Annotated in this window: 15 protein-coding genes; 8 read left to right on the top strand and 7 right to left on the bottom strand. The window is 72.5% G+C overall.

Annotation, left to right across the window (positions count from 1 at the left end; translation table 11 throughout):
- Nucleotides 1-4: 4 nt before the first annotated feature.
- From metX to HEK131_RS18515, 4 genes are all read right to left on the bottom strand, one after another.
- Nucleotides 5-1,153, bottom strand: a complete 1,149-nt coding sequence (gene metX / locus HEK131_RS18530; protein WP_244452063.1) for a homoserine O-acetyltransferase MetX — start codon at nucleotides 1,151-1,153, stop codon at nucleotides 5-7.
- Nucleotides 1,150-2,514 carry a bifunctional o-acetylhomoserine/o-acetylserine sulfhydrylase gene (locus tag HEK131_RS18525; protein ID WP_244336216.1) on the bottom strand — a complete coding sequence of 455 codons (1,365 nt, stop codon included), beginning with the start codon at nucleotides 2,512-2,514 and terminating at the stop codon, nucleotides 1,150-1,152. The genes metX and HEK131_RS18525 overlap by 4 nt, the downstream gene beginning before the upstream one ends.
- A 201-nt stretch (nucleotides 2,515-2,715) precedes the next feature.
- Nucleotides 2,716-4,935, bottom strand: coding sequence for an NADP-dependent isocitrate dehydrogenase (locus HEK131_RS18520; protein WP_244336215.1), 2,220 nt, complete (start codon nucleotides 4,933-4,935; stop codon nucleotides 2,716-2,718).
- An 89-nt stretch (nucleotides 4,936-5,024) separates the two neighbouring features.
- Complete coding sequence (locus HEK131_RS18515; RefSeq protein WP_244336214.1) at nucleotides 5,025-5,474, bottom strand: DUF4186 domain-containing protein; 450 nt, start codon at nucleotides 5,472-5,474, stop codon at nucleotides 5,025-5,027.
- Between the two features lie 59 nt (nucleotides 5,475-5,533).
- Between HEK131_RS18515 and HEK131_RS18510 the strand changes: the two genes are divergently transcribed.
- The gene (locus HEK131_RS18510) at nucleotides 5,534-6,190 is read left to right on the top strand and encodes an HD domain-containing protein (RefSeq protein WP_244336213.1); all 657 of its coding nucleotides are present in this window, start codon (nucleotides 5,534-5,536) and stop codon (nucleotides 6,188-6,190) included.
- Between the two features lie 45 nt (nucleotides 6,191-6,235).
- Here HEK131_RS18510 and HEK131_RS18505 read toward each other — a convergent pair whose 3' ends face one another.
- On the bottom strand, nucleotides 6,236-7,330 hold the full coding sequence (locus tag HEK131_RS18505) for a mechanosensitive ion channel family protein (protein ID WP_244336212.1): 1,095 nt from the start codon (nucleotides 7,328-7,330) through the stop codon (nucleotides 6,236-6,238).
- Between the two features lie 423 nt (nucleotides 7,331-7,753).
- Between HEK131_RS18505 and HEK131_RS18500 the strand changes: the two genes are divergently transcribed.
- Both HEK131_RS18500 and HEK131_RS18495 read left to right on the top strand, forming a co-directional pair.
- Nucleotides 7,754-8,029, top strand: coding sequence for a collagen-like protein (locus HEK131_RS18500; protein WP_217463669.1), 276 nt, complete (start codon nucleotides 7,754-7,756; stop codon nucleotides 8,027-8,029).
- A gap of 89 nt (nucleotides 8,030-8,118) precedes the next feature.
- Nucleotides 8,119-8,442: a hypothetical protein gene (locus HEK131_RS18495; protein WP_244336211.1), complete on the top strand. Its 324-nt coding sequence runs from the start codon at nucleotides 8,119-8,121 to the stop codon at nucleotides 8,440-8,442.
- 66 nt (nucleotides 8,443-8,508) lie between these two features.
- Here HEK131_RS18495 and HEK131_RS18490 read toward each other — a convergent pair whose 3' ends face one another.
- Nucleotides 8,509-9,273: a crotonase/enoyl-CoA hydratase family protein gene (locus HEK131_RS18490; protein ID WP_244336210.1), complete on the bottom strand. Its 765-nt coding sequence runs from the start codon at nucleotides 9,271-9,273 to the stop codon at nucleotides 8,509-8,511.
- A gap of 98 nt (nucleotides 9,274-9,371) precedes the next feature.
- On the opposite strand from HEK131_RS18490, the gene HEK131_RS18485 reads away from it, so the two are divergent.
- The 5 genes from HEK131_RS18485 (at nucleotide 9,372) to HEK131_RS18465 (ending at nucleotide 15,606) form a co-directional block, all read left to right on the top strand.
- Nucleotides 9,372-11,258 (top strand): ABC transporter ATP-binding protein, encoded by a 1,887-nt coding sequence (locus HEK131_RS18485; RefSeq protein WP_244336209.1) that lies wholly within the window; start codon nucleotides 9,372-9,374, stop codon nucleotides 11,256-11,258.
- Nucleotides 11,259-11,419: 161 nt separating this feature from the next.
- Nucleotides 11,420-12,193, top strand: coding sequence for a LytR/AlgR family response regulator transcription factor (locus HEK131_RS18480; RefSeq protein WP_244452062.1), 774 nt, complete (start codon nucleotides 11,420-11,422; stop codon nucleotides 12,191-12,193).
- A 128-nt stretch (nucleotides 12,194-12,321) separates the two neighbouring features.
- Nucleotides 12,322-12,660, top strand: coding sequence for a hypothetical protein (locus HEK131_RS18475; protein ID WP_244336208.1), 339 nt, complete (start codon nucleotides 12,322-12,324; stop codon nucleotides 12,658-12,660).
- Nucleotides 12,657-14,360 (top strand): cation acetate symporter, encoded by a 1,704-nt coding sequence (locus HEK131_RS18470; protein WP_244336207.1) that lies wholly within the window; start codon nucleotides 12,657-12,659, stop codon nucleotides 14,358-14,360. The genes HEK131_RS18475 and HEK131_RS18470 overlap by 4 nt, the downstream gene beginning before the upstream one ends.
- A gap of 49 nt (nucleotides 14,361-14,409) precedes the next feature.
- Nucleotides 14,410-15,606, top strand: coding sequence for a sensor histidine kinase (locus tag HEK131_RS18465; protein ID WP_217463663.1), 1,197 nt, complete (start codon nucleotides 14,410-14,412; stop codon nucleotides 15,604-15,606).
- 3 nt (nucleotides 15,607-15,609) lie between these two features.
- On the opposite strand, the gene HEK131_RS18460 is transcribed toward HEK131_RS18465, so the two are convergent.
- Nucleotides 15,610-15,783 (bottom strand): hypothetical protein, encoded by a 174-nt coding sequence (locus HEK131_RS18460; protein ID WP_217463662.1) that lies wholly within the window; start codon nucleotides 15,781-15,783, stop codon nucleotides 15,610-15,612.
- Nucleotides 15,784-15,886 lie beyond the last annotated feature (103 nt).

The following is a 15,886-nucleotide window of genomic DNA, read 5'->3' as shown; positions in this document are numbered from 1 at the left end:
AGGGTCAGCGCAACAACTCGGCCACCAGTGTGCCAACCTGCTCCGTCTCGATCAGGAACCCGTCGTGCCCGTACGGCGACTCGACCACCCGCGTCCCGTCCGCCGACGGGATCAGCGCGGCCAACTCCCGCTGCTGGGACAGCGGATAGAGCCGGTCGGAATCCACTCCGGCCACCAGGGCAGGCGCCCGTACCCGTGCCAGCGCCGCCCCGACGCCACCCCGGCCGCGCCCCACGTCATGCGCGTTCATCGCCTCGGTCAGCACCACGTAACTCCCCGCGTCGAAGCGGCGGATCAGCTTCTCGGCATGGTGGTCCAGGTACGACTGCACCTGGTAACGGCCCCCGTGCCAGGGGTCCTCCGGGCCCTGCGGTGCCCGGCCGAACCGGGTCCGCAGCTCCGCCTCGGCCCGGTAGGTCACGTGGGCCACCCGGCGGGCCAGACCGAGACCGCTCGACGGGCCCCGCCCGGTGCCGTGGTAGTCGCCGCCCAGCCAGTGCGGGTCGGCGCGGATGGCCCGTAGCTGGATGTCCGCCCAGGCGATGTGCTCGGCGCTCGCCGAGGCGGCCGTGGCGAGCAGCAGGAGCGCGCCGACCCGCTCCGGGTACGACACCGCCCACTCCACCGCCCGCATCCCGCCCATCGAGCCGCCGACGACCAGCGCCCACCGGTGGATCCCGAGGGCGTCCGCGAGCCCGGCCTCCGCCGCCACCTGGTCCCGCTGGGTCAGGAACGGGAACGCGCCGCCCCAGGCCCGGTCGGCGCCCGGCCGGGGAGAGGCCGGGCCGGTGCTGCCCTGGCAGCCGCCCAGCACGTTCGGCGCCACCACGAACCAGCGGTCGGTGTCCAGCGCCCGGCCCGGGCCGACCAGCGCGTCCCACCAGCCCGGCGTCGGATGCCCCGGCCCGGCCGGACCCGCCACATGGCTGTCCCCGGTCAGCGCGTGCAGCACCAGCACCGCGTTGGACCGGTCCGGCGCGAGCCGCCCCCAGGTCTCGAACGCCAGCCGGATACCCGGCAGTTCACCGCCCGCCTCCAGCGGCAGCGGCGCGTCGGCCGTGTACCACCGGCGGCGCCCGGCGGGGTCCCCGTCCCGCCAGGCGCCGCCGGCCGCTTGGAGCGGTTCGGTGCGGGCGCGCGGAACGGTGCTCAGGAGGCGCCCTTGGCCGCGCGGAACCCGGCCTCCAGGTCCGCCTTCAGGTCGGCCAGGTTCTCGATGCCCACCGAGAGCCGGACCAGGCCCGGCGCGGTGCCGGTCGCCCTGAGCTGCTCCTCGTCCAACTGGCTGTGCGTGGTGGACGCGGGATGGATGATCAGGCTGCGGACGTCACCGATGTTGGCGAGGTGGCTGAACAGCTCCACCGCGTCCACGAACCGCTTGCCCGCCTCCACCCCGTCCCGCAGCTCGAAGGAGACGACGGCGCCGGAGCCGCGCGGCAGGTACTTCCGCCCGGCCTCGTACCACCGGCTGGACTCCAGCCCCGGATAGTGGACCGCGGCCACCTCGTCGCGGCCCTGGAGCCACTCGGCCAGGGCCAGCGCGTTCGAGGAGTGCCGTTCCAGGCGCAGGCTCAGCGTCTCCACGCCCTGGAGCAGCAGGAACGCCGAGTGCGGGGAGAGCGCCGGGCCGAGGTCGCGCAGCAACTGCACCCGCAGCTTGACCGCGAAGGCACCCGGACCGAGCGCGGGCCAGTACCGCAGGCCGTGGTAGCTCGGGTCGGGCTCGGAGAAGTCCGGGAACCGCTCGGGGTGCGCGCCGAAGTCGAAGGTGCCGCCGTCCACCACCACACCGGCGATGGCGGTGCCGTGCCCGCCGAGGAACTTGGTCGCGGAGTGCACCACGATGTCCGCGCCGTGCTCGATGGGCCGGAGCAGATACGGGGTCGGCACCGTGTTGTCCACGATCAGCGGCACACCCGCGTCGTGCGCCACGTCCGCGACCGCCCGTACGTCGAGCACGTTGCCGCGCGGGTTGCCCAGCGTCTCCGCGAACAGCGCCTTGGTGTTCGGCCGGATCGCGGCCCGCCACGCCTCCGCGTCGTCCGGGTCGTCCACGAACGACACCTCGATGCCCAGCCTCGGCAGGGTGTGCCGGAACAGGTTGTAGGTGCCGCCGTACAGCGAGGCGCTGGAGACGATGTGGTCGCCCGCGCCCGCCAGGGTCAGCAGCGCGAGCGTCTCGGCGGCCTGCCCGGACGCCAGCGCGACGGCGGCGACACCGCCCTCCAGCGCGGCGATCCGCTGCTCGAACACGTCCTGCGTCGGGTTGTGGATGCGGGTGTAGATGTTGCCGGGCTCGGCGAGCGAGAACAGGTCGGCGGCGTGCTGGGTGTCCTGGAAGACGAAGGACGTGGTCTGGTAGATCGGCGTGGCCCGTGCCCCGGTCGTCGGGTCGGGCGCCGCGCCGGCGTGGATCTGCCGGGTCTCGAAGGACCACGCGGAGGTGTCGGGGCCGGCGGGCTGCTCGTCCGGGGTGTGACCGGCGGTGACCGAGTCGATGGGCTGGCTGCTCATGGTGCTCCTCGTGCGGTGCGGGCGCGGCTTCGGGCACGAGACAAGCACGGCCGGACAGCTCCGGACAGCCCGGCACGAACCACGCCACGAGGACTTCATGTACGCCACATCCCCGCAACACGGCCGCAGCACAGCCCGGTTACGACCGTGCCCCGGCCGGAGGAGTCCGGCCGGGGCACGCACGTACAGCTACCGCAGGTGTTAGCTCAGGGAGGCGAGCGCCGCGTTCCAGGTGGCCGACGGGCGCATGACCGCGTCCGCCTTGGCCTTCTCCGGCTGGAAGTAGCCGCCGATGTCGGCAGGGGAGCCCTGCACCGCGAGCAGCTCCTCGACGATTCGCTGCTCGTCGGCCGCGAGGGCCTCGGCGAACGGGGCGAACGCCTTCGCCAGGTCGGCGTCGTCGGTCTGCCTGGCCAGCTCCTGCGCCCAGTACAGGGAGAGGAAGAAGTGGCTGCCGCGGTTGTCGATGCCGCCGACGCGACGGGTCGGGGACTTGTCCTCGTCGAGGAAGGTCGCCGTGGCGCGGTCCAGGGTGTCGGCGAGGACCTTGGCGCGGGTGTTGCCGGTGGCCTCCGCGAACTGCTCGAAGGCCGGGACCAGCGCGAAGAACTCACCGAGGGAGTCCCAGCGCAGGTAGTTCTCCTTGACGAGCTGCTGGACGTGCTTCGGGGCCGAGCCGCCCGCACCGGTCTCGAACAGGCCGCCGCCCGCCATCAGCGGGACGACCGACAGCATCTTGGCGCTGGTGCCCAGCTCCAGGATCGGGAAGAGGTCGGTCAGGTAGTCACGCAGCACGTTGCCGGTCACCGAGATGGTGTTCTCGCCGCGGCGGATGCGCTCCACCGACAGCTTGGCGGCCTCGACCGGCGGCAGGACGCGGATGTCCAGGCCCTCGGTGTCGTGCTCGGTGAGGTACTGGTTGACCTTGGCGATCAGGTTGGCGTCGTGCGCGCGGGTCTCGTCCAGCCAGAAGACGGCCGGGTCGCCGGTGGCGCGGGCGCGGGTGACGGCCAGCTTGACCCAGTCGCGGATCGGGTCGTCCTTGGTCTGGCAGGCGCGGAAGATGTCGCCCTCGGCGACCGGCTGCTCGATGAGCACGTTGCCGTCGGCGTCGACCAGGCGGACGGTGCCCGCGGAGGCGACCTCGAAGGTCTTGTCGTGGGAGCCGTACTCCTCGGCCTTCTGCGCCATCAGGCCGACGTTCGGGACCGTGCCCATGGTGGACGGGTCGTAGGCGCCGTTGGCGCGGCAGTCCTCGATGACGGCCTGGTAGACACCGGCGTAGGAGGAGTCCGGGATCACCGCGAGGGTGTCGTGCTCCTCGCCGTCCGGGCCCCACATGTGGCCGGAGGTGCGGATCATCGCGGGCATGGAGGCGTCCACGATGACGTCCGAGGGGACGTGCAGGTTGGAGATGCCCTTGTCGGAGTCGACCATGGCGAGCGCGGGGCCCTCGGCCAGCTCGGCGTCGAAGGACGCCTTGATCTCGGCGCCCTCGGGCAGGGTCTCCAGACCCTTGTAGATGCCGCCGAGGCCGTCGTTGGGGGACAGGCCGGCCGACTTCAGGGTCTGGCCGTACTTCGCGAAGGTCTTCGGGAAGAAGGCGCGCACCACGTGGCCGAAGACGATCGGGTCGGAGACCTTCATCATCGTGGCCTTCAGGTGCACGGAGAACAGGACGCCCTCCTCCTTCGCGCGGGCGACCTGCGCGGCGAGGAACTGCTCCAGCTCGGCGACGTGCATGACGGAGGCGTCGAGGACCTCGTCCTTGCGGACCGGCACCGAGTCGCGCAGCACGGTGGTGGTGCCGTCCTCGGCGACCAGCTCGATGCGGAGCGTGCCGTCCTCGGTGATCACCGTGGACTTCTCGGTGGAGCGGAAGTCGTTCTCACCCATGGTGGCCACGTTGGTCTTGGACTCGGGGGTCCAGGCGCCCATGCGGTGCGGGTGGGTCTTGGCGTAGTTCTTCACCGAGGCGGGGGCGCGGCGGTCGGAGTTGCCCTCACGCAGGACCGGGTTCACGGCGGAACCCTTGATCTTGTCGTAGCGGGCGCGGACCTCGCGCTCCTCGTCGGTCTTCGGGTCCTCGGGGTAGTCCGGCAGGGCGTAGCCCTTGGCCTGCAGCTCGGCGACGGCGGCCTTGAGCTGCGGGATCGAGGCCGAGATGTTCGGCAGCTTGACGATGTTCGCGGCCGGCGTCTTGGCCAGGTCGCCCAGCTCGGCCAGCGCGTCCGGGATGCGCTGGTCCTCGTCCAGGTACTCCGGGAAGACGGCGATGATGCGCCCGGCCAGCGAGATGTCGCGCGTCTCCACGGGGACACCGGCCTGGGCGGCGTACGCCTGGATCACCGGCAGGAACGAATGGGTCGCCAGGGCCGGCGCTTCGTCCGTGTAGGTGTAGATGATGGTCGAGTCAGTCACCGGGTGCTCCGCTCCACGTCTGCAACATTGCTCGACATCAAGATATCTCGTGACCGGGTCCGGTTCGACAGGGGTCCGGACCTGACCGCTCAGCGGGGGTCGCCGGTCATCTCGCGCTCGATCCAGCGGCAGATCACGTCCACGACGTACACGTGCTCGGCGCGGGTCAGCTCCCGGCCCTTGGGAATGCCGTGGCAGCGCAGCAGACAGGTGCGGCAGCAGGTGCCGGTGGCGTGCTGGGCCACGAAGACGGGATGGCCGCGGTACGGGGTCTGCTTGCCGTCCTTGTGCGGCCGGGCCGGGGCGAGCCGCCCGGCGATCAGGTCGTACGCGTGCCACCTGATCGTGGCGGGCCCCTTCAGTCCGGCCGTGACCCGGTCCCGCCCGCGCAGGTGGAACTTGGCCCGGAACGGCTGCCGGGTGATCGAGTCGAGCCGCGCGTCGAGCGCGGCACGGGACGGCGGGGTGAAGGCCGCCTGTCCGGGGTCGAGGCCGGGGTCGGGATCGTAATCGGGATCTGGATCGGGTGGAGAAGTCATACCATTTCGAGCTTAGCCCGGTGGTGTGGGCCGGTGGTCGCGCGTGCCACGATGAGCCGGTGAGTGATGAACGCCGGAACCTGCTCGTGGACAAGACGCCCCTGCCCGACGGTCTGGAGGAGCGGCTGCGGGCCCAGCTCACCTTCCTGGTGGAGGTGGACCGGCTCAAGACCGTGCTGCGCCAGTCGCCCCTCGCCGCGGCGGACCGCCGGGAGAACGACGCCGAGCACTCGTGGCACCTGGCCATGATGGTCGCGGTCCTCGCCGAGCACTCCGACGAGCCCATCGACGTGGGCCACACCGTCGAGCTGGTGCTGCTGCACGACCTCGTGGAGATCTACGCGGGCGACACCCCGCTGTACGACACCGCGGGCGGCGCCGGTCAGCAGGAGCGGGAGGCGGTGGCGGCGGACGAGCTCTTCCGGCTGCTCCCGGAGGACCAGGCCCGGCGGATGCGGGCCCTGTGGGACGAGTTCGAGGAGCGCGGCACCCCGGAGGCCAGGTTCGCCAAGGCCATGGACCGCCTCCAGCCGCTCCTGCTCAACTGGATGGCCCGCGGCGGCACCTGGCGCACCCCCGGCGTCACCGCCGACGACGTCCGGGCCCGCAAGTCGGTGATCGGAGAAGCCTCCGCCTCCCTGTGGACGGCGGGCCGGCACCTCATCGACGAGGGCGAGCGGCGTGGTTGGTCGCGGAGTGCGGCGTCCGAGGAGTGACGTGCCGGTGGCGGCGCCCCCGTCATCGGGACGCCGCCACCTCTCTCACTGGTCGGCCGGGGCCGGGCCTGTCTGCACGTCGTCGCCGGTGCGCTGTTGCGGTATCAGCACCGAGCCCTGCTGGAGGGCGACCGTGCGGGCGGGGGCCGGGATGCGGATGCCCTCCTCGCGGTAACGGCGGTGCAGGCGCTTGATGAACTCGTGCTTGATCCGGAACTGGTCGCTGAACTCGCCGACGCCCAGGATGATCGTGAACCCGATCCGGGAGTCCCCGAAGGTGTGGAAGCGGATGGCCGCCTCGTGCTCCGGTACGGCGCCGGTGATCTCGGTCATCACCTCGTCGACCACCTCGGACGTCACCCGCTCCACGTGCTCCAGGTCCGAGTCGTAGCTCACCCCGGCCTGCACCAGCACCGTCAACTCCTGCTCGGGGCGGGTGAAGTTGGTCATGTTGGTCTTGGCGAGCTGGCCGTTGGGGATGACCACGAGGTTGTTGGAGAGCTGACGCACCGTGGTCTGGCGCCAGTTGATGTCGACGACATAGCCCTCCTCGCCGCTGCTCAGCCGGATGTAGTCACCGGGCTGCACGGTCTTGGAGGCGAGGATGTGGATGCCCGCGAACAGGTTGGCCAGCGTGTCCTGGAGCGCCAGCGCGACCGCGAGACCACCGACGCCCAGGGCGGTGAGCAGCGGGGCGATCGAGATGCCGAGGGTCTGCAGGACCACCAGGAAGCCGATGGCCAGGACCAGTACCCGGGTGATGTTGACGAAGATGGTCGCCGAACCCGCCACGCCCGAGCGGGACTGGGTGACGCTCTGCACCAGGCCCGCGATCACCCGTGCCGCGGACAGGGTCACCACGAAGATCAGCCACACCTGGAGGGTCTGGTTGACGTGCTTCTGGACGGTGCCCGTCAGCGGCAGCACGGCCGCGCCCGCCGCGATACCGCCCGCTATCGCGGCCCACGGCACGACGGAACGCAGCGCGTCCACGATGACGTCGTCACCGCTCCACCGGGTGCGCTTGGCGTGCTTGGCCAGCCAGCGCAGCATCGTGCGGGACAGGAAGGCCAGCACGAGGCCGGCGGCCAGCGCTATGCCGGCGAGGACCAGGTCGTCCAGGGTCACATGACGGTTCATCGGTCACCTCCACCTGGACATGCTGCCCAAGGACGCCGCCGTAGGCCGGATGTGAAGTTGCGTCACGTTCTCACCTGTTCGCTCTCCGGGATGTGCGACCGTGCCCTCCGTACGAAGGTTCGATGAAGGGCGCGTGTGCTCATCCTGCCGCATGCGACACGGCGGTCCGAACCGCCCGAGGTCCATGCGGCAGGGCGATGAACAACGGAAAGTGACGGGTCGTCCGACGTTCCGCCGATTCCCGCGGCGCTCGCCGAGCCGGTGCTCAGCACCCCTGAAGAGCGCGAAGACACTCGACGCGGCGTTCCGCTTCCCCCGACTTTTCGTCCTTTACACTTTCGCCCGTCACTCAGCGTGAGGATGCATATGAGAAACGTGAGTCAAGCGCTGCGAAGCCCGCGGCGTCCCTTCATGCTCGGCGCCGTGCTGACCATCGCGCTCGTCGTGCAGTCGGCCGTCATCGTCGAACAGCACCTGCAGATCCAGGGTCTGCAGACGCAGTCCGTCGACTTCCAGGAGAGTCTCGAGCCCGGACCCGCCGGTCCCTCCGGTCCGGCCGGCCCCACCGGACCCGCCGGTCCCATCGGCCCGGCCGGAAAGGACGGGACGGACGGTGCGGACGGGGCTGCCGGTCCGCCCGGAAAGGACGGCAAGGACGGGAAGGACGGCAAGGACGCCGTCGCCCCGCCGGCGAGCTAGAGCCGCCCTCGCGGTCACCTCCGCGAACCGTCGTCCGTCGTACTGCCCCGTCATCCAGTGTGAGGATCAATGTGAGAAGCGTGAAAGAGGTGTTGAGTGGGTCACGGCGCCGCATGGCGGTCGGCGCGGCGCTGACCGTCGTGCTGGTCGGGCAGGCGGTCCTGCTCGTCGCCCACCAACAGCAGCTCGACGAGATGCAGATGCAGCGCGTCAGTCTCGAGGACGGCGGCAGCGGCACGCACCAGGGCCCGCCCGGCCCGCCCGGACCCTCCGGTCCGTCCGGCGATCCCGGCCCCACCGGACCCACGGGCCGGCCGGGCGACGACGGGGACGACGGCGACGACGGCAGGCGGGGCCCCTGGGGCAGGCGGGGGCACGACGGCAGGGACGGAAGGGTCATCACCTACAGGTGACGGCCGTACGAGGGGGTACGCGACCCTCGCCCGACCGACGGTGACAGGCGTGTTCTCGCCGTGAGTTCACGCCTCACCGAACGCCCCGTGCCGCCCCGCACCCCCGGCGAACCGGGCCGCCCCCTCCATCGCCTGAGCCAGCACGCCCGTACCGTGCCGGAGTTCACCCCGCATCGCCTCCTCCTCGGACAGCCCCTCCTGGTCGAGCAGCGAGGCCCGGTCGCCGCGCAGGCACGCCTGGGGGAAACCGGCGATGGAGGCCGCCAGCAGTTCCGCCTCGACACGGGACCGGCCGGCCGGGACCACCCGGTTGACCAGACCGATCTCGTACGCCTCGGCGGCGGCCACCGGACGGCCGGTGAGGATCATGTCCATCGCCCGGCCGGTCCCGATCAGCCGGGGCAGCCGTACCGTGCCGCCGTCGATCAGCGGTACGCCCCAGCGGCGGCAGAACACCCCGAACACCGCGTCCTCCTCCGCCACCCGGAGGTCGCACCACAGCGCCAGCTCCAGACCGCCCGCCACGGCGTGCCCCGCCACGGCGGCGATCACCGGCTTGGACAGCCGCATCCGGGTCGGCCCCATCGGGCCGTCGCCGTCCGCCGCGACCCGGTTCCCGCGCCCGGTGCCGATCGCCTTGAGGTCGGCACCCGCGCAGAACGTGCCGCCCTCGCCCCACAGCACCGCCACGCGGGCGTCGTCGTCCGCCTCGAACGCCCGGAACGCACCCGCGAGTTCGGCCGCCGTGGGCCCGTCGACCGCGTTGCGCGCCTCCGGGCGCGCCAGCACGACCGTCGTCACATGACCGTTCGCCTCCACCCGGACCGGCATCCTGACCCCTCCTCGCCGAGTTGCTGGAGGGCCCACTGTGCCGCACGCGGCCCCGGAACGGTTGACCTCAAGCAAACTTGAGGTCTTACGTTGGTCCCATGAGCATGGAAACCACCGCCTGGACGCAACTGCACAGCGTGATGACCGCGCAGCAGCAGCGCCGGCCCCTCGCCCGCGCCACGCTGCGCCGCATCGCCGCCTTCGCCCGACCGCACCGCGCGGGCATCACCCGGTTCGTCCTGCTCGGCATCGTGACCGCCCTGCTCGCCGTGGCCACCCCGGTGCTTGCCGGTCGCGTGGTCGACGCCATCGTGGCGGGCCACGACTCCGGCCGGGTGATCAGGCTCTCGCTGCTCATCGCCCTGGTCGCGCTGGCCGAGGCGGGACTGGGCATCTTCGTGCGGCGGCTGTCGGCGACCCTGGGGGAGGGGCTCATCCTCGACCTGCGCACCGCCGTCTTCGACCACGTCCAGCGGATGCCCGTCGCCTTCTTCACCCGCACCCGCACCGGCGCCCTGGTCAGCCGCCTCAACAACGACGTGATCGGCGCCCAGCGGGCCTTCGCCTCCACCCTGTCCGGGGTGGTGACCAACGTGGTCACCCTGCTGCTCACCCTCGCCGTGATGCTCACCCTGTCCTGGCAGATCACCCTGCTCGCCCTGGTCCTGCTGCCGGTGTTCGTGCTGCCCGCCCGCCGGATGGGCCGCCGGATGGCCCGGATGCAGCGGGAGGCGGCCGAGCTGAACGCGGCCATGGGCACCCGGATGACGGAACGCTTCTCCGCGCCCGGCGCCACCCTCGTCAAGCTGTTCGGCCGCCCCGAGGAGGAGTCGGCCCAGTTCGCCGCCCGCGCCCGCGAGGTCCGCGACATCGGCGTGCGCACCGCCACCGCCCAGTCGGTGTTCATCACCGCCCTCACCCTGGTCTCCGCCCTGGCGCTCGCCCTCGTCTACGGACTCGGCGGCTGGTTCGCCCTGCGCGGCACCCTGGAGGCGGGCGCCGTCGTCTCCCTCGCCCTGCTGCTCACCCGCCTCTACGCCCCGCTGACCGCGCTCGCCGGTGCGCGGGTGGAGGTGATGAGCGCGCTGGTCAGTTTCGAGCGGGTCTTCGAGGTGCTGGACCTGGAGCCGCTCATCGCCGAGAAGAAGGACGCCGCCCCGGTGACGGAGGGGCCGGTCGCCATCGAGTTCGACGACGTGCGCTTCGGCTACCCGGCCGCCGACAAGGTCTCCCTCGCCTCGCTGGAGGAGGTCGCCACGCTCGACGTACGCGGCGGCGCCGAGGTCCTGCACGGCGTCTCCTTCCGCGCCGCCCCCGGCGAGACCGTCGCCCTGGTCGGCTCCTCCGGCGCCGGCAAGTCAACCATCGCCCAGTTGCTGCCCCGGCTGTACGACACCGACAGCGGCGCGGTGCGGGTGGGCGGTGTCGACGTACGCGACCTGAGCACCGCCTCGCTGCGGGCCACGGTCGGCATGGTCACCCAGGACGGCCACCTCTTCCACGACACCGTCCGCGCCAACCTGCTCCTCGCCCGCCCCGAAGCCGCCGACGACGAACTGTGGGCCGCGCTCGGCCGGGCCCGGCTGGACGGGGTCGTACGGTCCCTGCCGGACGGTCTGGACACCGTCGTCGGCGAGCGCGGCTACCGGCTCTCCGGCGGCGAACGCCAGCGCATGACCATCGCCCGGCTGCTGCTGGCCCGCCAGCGCGTCGTCATCCTCGACGAGGCCACCGCGCATCTGGACAACACCTCCGAGGCGGCCGTCCAGGAAGCCCTGGCCGAGGCCCTCCAGGACCGCACCGCCGTCGTGATCGCCCACCGGCTCTCCACCGTCCGCGCCGCCGACCTGATCCTCGTGGTGGAGGCCGGCCGGATCGTGGAGCGGGGCACCCACGACCAGCTCCTCGCGGCCAAGGGCCGTTACGCCGAGCTGTACCGGACCCAGTTCGCCGGACGCGACGACGAGACGGTGACCGTGGCCTGACGGGCCTTGGTGACGCGGCTTCCCCGGCGTGCTGGACGCCACCGGTCCGAGGGCCCACCATTCCTGACACGGAACAGGGGAGAGAGGGGCCGTCGGGGATGAGCGGGACCGGCCGGACACGGCCGCCGGAGACAGCGGCACGGATCGACGGCGGCGAGGGCCTGTTGCGGGTCCTCGCCGTGGACGACGAGGAACCCGCGCTCGAAGAACTGCTGTATCTGCTGGACCGGGACCCCAGGGTCGGCAGCGTGCTGCCCGCCCTGGAGGCCACCGAGGCGCTGCGCACCCTCAGCCGGGCGGTCCAGGGCGGCGCGGACGCGGTCGACGTCGTCTTCCTCGACGTCAGCATGCCGGGTCTCAACGGCCTCGAACTGGCCCGTCTGCTCGGCGGGTTCGCCGCTCCGCCGCTCATCGTCTTCGTCACCGCTCACGAGGACTTCGCCGTCCGCGCCTTCGACCTCAAGGCCGTCGACTACCTCCTCAAGCCCCTGCGCGCGGAGCGGTTCGCCGAGGCCGTGCGCCGGGTGGCCGAACTGACCCACGCCGGGCAGGGCCCCCGCGCCCACCCGGCCGGACCGCACGGCGGCGGCCAGGTCCCGGTGGAACTGGGCGGGGTGACCCGGTTCGTGCCCCTCGCCGACATCGCCTACGCCGAGGCGCACGGCGACTACGCCCGGCTGCACACCCGGCGCGGCAGCCACCTGGTGCGCGTACCGCTGTCCACCCTGGAGGAGCAGTGGCGGTCCGGGGGGTTCGTCCGCATCCACCGCAGCCATCTCGTCGCGCTCGACCGGATCGAGGAACTCCGCCTGGACGGCGGTAACTTGACCGTCCGCGTCGGCGACCGTGTCCTCCCCGTCAGCCGCCGCAACGCCCGCGAACTGCGCGACCTGCTGGCCCGCCGCGCCACCGGCACCGCCGCCCGCGTCCGGTGAGCCGCCGGGGCCCGGCCGCGCGCTGTGGCGACCCTGTGCCGAACCCCGCAAGGACCCTGTCCCGCCACTGAGGCGCTGCGTACACTCGCCGCAAACAAGGTGATCACCGGCGGCACGGGGGGTGCGTCATGGGTGCGGAGCCCGCGCCGCGCCGGGAAGTGGTCACCGGAGCCCCCGGCACCGCCCGCCCCGCCCGCACCGTGCGCCCCGACCACGCCGGGCACGACGACGTCACGGTGCGAAATCTGATGCGTCGTCAGATGAGGGCCGGCCTCGTCGCGTGCACCCTGCTCGCCCTGCCCCTCGGACTGTTCCCCGTGCTGTTCCGGATCCTGCCGTCCGGCGGCACCGCCCAGGGCGCCGCGTGGCTGCTGCTGGGCGTCGTGCCGTACCCCGTCCTGCTCGCCACCGGCGCCTGGTACGTCCGCCGCGCCGAGCGCAACGAGGGCGACGTGACAGGGCGTTGAACCAGACCTACGGAATGGCCGGGGTGTCCGCCGTCGTGCTCGCCACGGCGCTCGTCGGCGCGCTCGGCCTGCGCGTCTCCCGGACCACCTCCGACTTCTACGTGGCCTCCCGCACGGTGGCCCCCCGCCTCAACGCCTTCGCGGTGAGCGGCGAGTACCTGTCCGCCGCCTCCTTCCTCGGCATCGCCGGGCTCCTGCTCGCCCAGGGCGTCGACATGCTCTGGTTCCCCATCGGCTACACCGCCGGCTTCCTCGTCCTGCTGGCCTTCGTCGCCGCTCCCCTGCGCCGCTCCGGCGCCTACACCCTGCCCGACTTCGCCGAGGCCCGGCTGGAGTCGCGGGCCGTGCGCCGGATCGCCGGAGTGCTCGTGGTCGGCGTCGGCTGGCTCTATCTGCTGCCCCAGTTGCGCGGGGCCGGGCTCACCCTCAGGCTGCTCACCGGCGCGCCCGGCTGGCTCGGCGGACTGGTCGTCGCCGCCGTGGTGACCGCCGCCGTCGCCGCCGGGGGCATGCGCAGCATCACCTTCGTCCAGGCGTTCCAGTACTGGCTGAAACTCACCGCCCTGCTGGTGCCCGTGGTGTTCCTGCTCGCCGCCTGGCACTCCGACCGCGCACCGCTGCCCGCCTGGGACGAACGGCCCGTCTTCCACCGGGCCACCGAGGTCCGCGTCGACCGGCCGGTCACCGTCACCGTGCGCGAATCCGTGACCGTCACCGCCACCGGCAGCATCGACGGACACCCGCTGCGCGAGGCCGTCCTCACCCTCACCGAGGGCCGCCACCGCATCGGCGCGCACACCGGGATCCGCTTCCCCTCCGGCGCCCCGGTGCCGCTGCCCGACCGGGCGACGGGTTCCGCGTCGAACCGCTCGGAGCCGCTCGCCCCGAGCCGCGGGGAACACGGGCTGTACGCCACCTACGGGCTGATCCTCGCCACCTTCCTCGGCACCATGGGCCTGCCCCACGTCGTCGTGCGCTTCTACACCAACCCCGACGGCCGCGCCGCCCGCCGCACCACCGTGATCGTGCTCGGCCTGCTCGGCGCCTTCTACCTGCTGATGCCCCTGTACGGCTCCCTGGCCCGGCTGTACGCCCCCGACCTGCTGCTCACCGGCGACACCGACGCCGCCGTACTCGTCCTGCCGCAACGCCTGATCGGCGGGGTCGGCGGCGATCTGCTCGGCGCGCTGGTCGCGGGCGGCGCCTGCGCGGCCTTCCTCTCCACCGCGTCCGGACTCACCATGTCCGTCGCCGGGGTGCTCGCGCAGGACGTGCTCCCGGCGCTGGGCCTGCGGCACTTCCGCCTCGCCGTCATACCGGCCATCGCCGTGCCGACCGCCGCCGGGACGGTGGTCGGCGGGCTGCCGGTGGCGGACGCGGTCGGGCTGGCGTTCGCCGTGTCCGCGTCCTCCTTCTGCCCGCTGCTCGTGCTCGGCATCTGGTGGCGCGGGCTGACCCCGCCCGGCGCGATCGCGGGGCTGCTCCTCGGCGGCGGCTCGGCGTTCACCGCCGTCACCGCGACCATCGCGGGCGGCGCCCGGTCCGGCTGGACGCACACCCTGCTGGCCTGGCCCGCCGTCTGGTCGGTGCCGGTCGGCTTCGCCGCGATGGTGCTGGTCTCGCTCGCCACCCGTCGCCGCGTCCCACCGGGAACCGCGGCCACCATGGCCCGGCTGCACCTTCCGGAGCGGCGGCCGTGAACGGACCTGAGCGGCCCGTGAGAAGACCTGGTCGGAGAAGGAGCGAGAGTTGAGCGTGCTCGGGGTGCTGCTGCTGGCCGTCGCCGGGCTCGCGCTGTTCGTGCTCGGTGCCGGGCTCGGCCATGTCGCCGTCCGCCGGCAGCAGGAGAACCCGGCGGGACCCGGCACCCCCGTCGAACAGGCCACGTTCCACACCCTGCACACCGCCTCGCTCGCCGCGCCGCCGCTGCGCGCGGGCCTCAACCCGGACACCGCCCGCAAGGCGGCGCGGCGGCTGCGGCCGCTGCTCGGCACCGGCGCGCTCGCCCTCACCGACGAGAGTTCCGTCCTCGCCTGGGACGGCGCGGGCGACCATCACCGCGCCCAGATCGCCGAACGGCTGCCCGCCGTGGTGCGCGGCGGCCGCACCCAGAGCGTCGAACTGGCCTGCGGGCACGCCGACTGCCCCGTACGGCAAGGGGTGCTCGCCCCGCTCACCGTGGACGGGAGGGTCACCGGGGTGCTCGCCGTCTTCGGCGACGGAGGGTCCGGCGTGCTGCTCCGGGCCGCCGAGGAGGTCGCCCGCTGGGTCTCCGTCCAGCTCGAACTGGTCGACCTGGACCGGGCCCGCTCCAGCGTGATCGAGGCCGAGATCCGCGCCCTGCGCGCCCAGATCTCCCCCCACTTCATCTACAACTCGCTAGCGAGCATCGCCTCGTTCGTGCGCACCGACCCGGAGCGGGCGCGTGAACTCCTGCTGGAATTCGCGGACTTCACCCGCTACTCGTTCCGTCGGGGCGGCGACTTCACCACGCTGGCCGAGGAGTTGCGCTCCATCGAGCAGTACCTCGAACTCGCCCGGGCCCGCTTCGGGCGCCGCCTCGCGGTCACCCTGCGCATCGCGCCCGAGGTGCTGCCCGTGACCCTGCCGTTCCTGTGCCTGCAACCGCTCGTGGAGAACGCGCTCAAACACGGTCTGGAGGAGTCCGCGGAGCGCGGCCGCATCACGATCATCGCGGAGGACGAGGGCACCGAGGCCCGCGTCGTCATCGAGGACAACGGCGTCGGCATGGAACCGGACCGGCTGCGCGCCCTGCTGCGCGGCTCCGCCGGACCGGACACCGGCATCGGGCTGAGCAACGTCGACCGCAGGCTGCGCCAGGTGTACGGGGACCCGTACGGTCTGGTCATCGAGACCGGCGTGGGCGCCGGCACGAAGATCACCGTACGGGTCCCCAAGTTCCGCCCCGGCTCGCGCCAGGGGTGAGCGTCAGGTCCAGCGGCCGTTGGGCTGCTTGCGCTCCTGCTGCTGACGCTGATTGTGCGGCTGGTCCTTCGCCTGGCGGGCGGCTGCCTCGGGGATCTGCGTGTGGTAGTAGAGCTGCTTGCCCTGCCCCCGCGCGCCCAGGCCGTGATGTCCCTTCACCGGAGAGTTCTTACGCATGACTCGACTCCTTGCTCGCATCAGGTCTGCGTGTCCAGGGAGATGTGTCCTGGGAGATCCGGTCACCGGCGTACGACGGCGCCCGTTTCGTCACGGTTCATGG

Source organism: Streptomyces seoulensis, assembly GCF_022846655.1.
Taxonomy (GTDB): Bacteria; Actinomycetota; Actinomycetes; order Streptomycetales; family Streptomycetaceae; genus Streptomyces.
The sequence above is the reverse complement of the archived record's forward strand: the minus strand, read 5'-3'. Positions and strand labels throughout refer to the sequence as shown.

Bases quoted from the DNA above. Each gene is read 5' to 3' on its own strand.
- HEK131_RS18525 (WP_244336216.1), bottom strand. From the start codon at position 2,514: ATGAGCAGCCAGCCCATCGACTCGGTCACCGCCGGTCACACCCCGGAC.
- HEK131_RS18515 (WP_244336214.1), bottom strand. From the start codon at position 5,474: ATGACTTCTCCACCCGATCCAGATCCCGATTACGATCCCGACCCCGGC.
- HEK131_RS18505 (WP_244336212.1), bottom strand. From the start codon at position 7,330: ATGAACCGTCATGTGACCCTGGACGACCTGGTCCTCGCCGGCATAGCG.
- HEK131_RS18490 (WP_244336210.1), bottom strand. From the start codon at position 9,273: ATGCCGGTCCGGGTGGAGGCGAACGGTCATGTGACGACGGTCGTGCTG.
- HEK131_RS18485 (WP_244336209.1), top strand. From the start codon at position 9,372: ATGAGCATGGAAACCACCGCCTGGACGCAACTGCACAGCGTGATGACC.
- HEK131_RS18475 (WP_244336208.1), top strand. From the start codon at position 12,322: ATGGGTGCGGAGCCCGCGCCGCGCCGGGAAGTGGTCACCGGAGCCCCC.
- HEK131_RS18460 (WP_217463662.1), bottom strand. From the start codon at position 15,783: ATGCGTAAGAACTCTCCGGTGAAGGGACATCACGGCCTGGGCGCGCGG.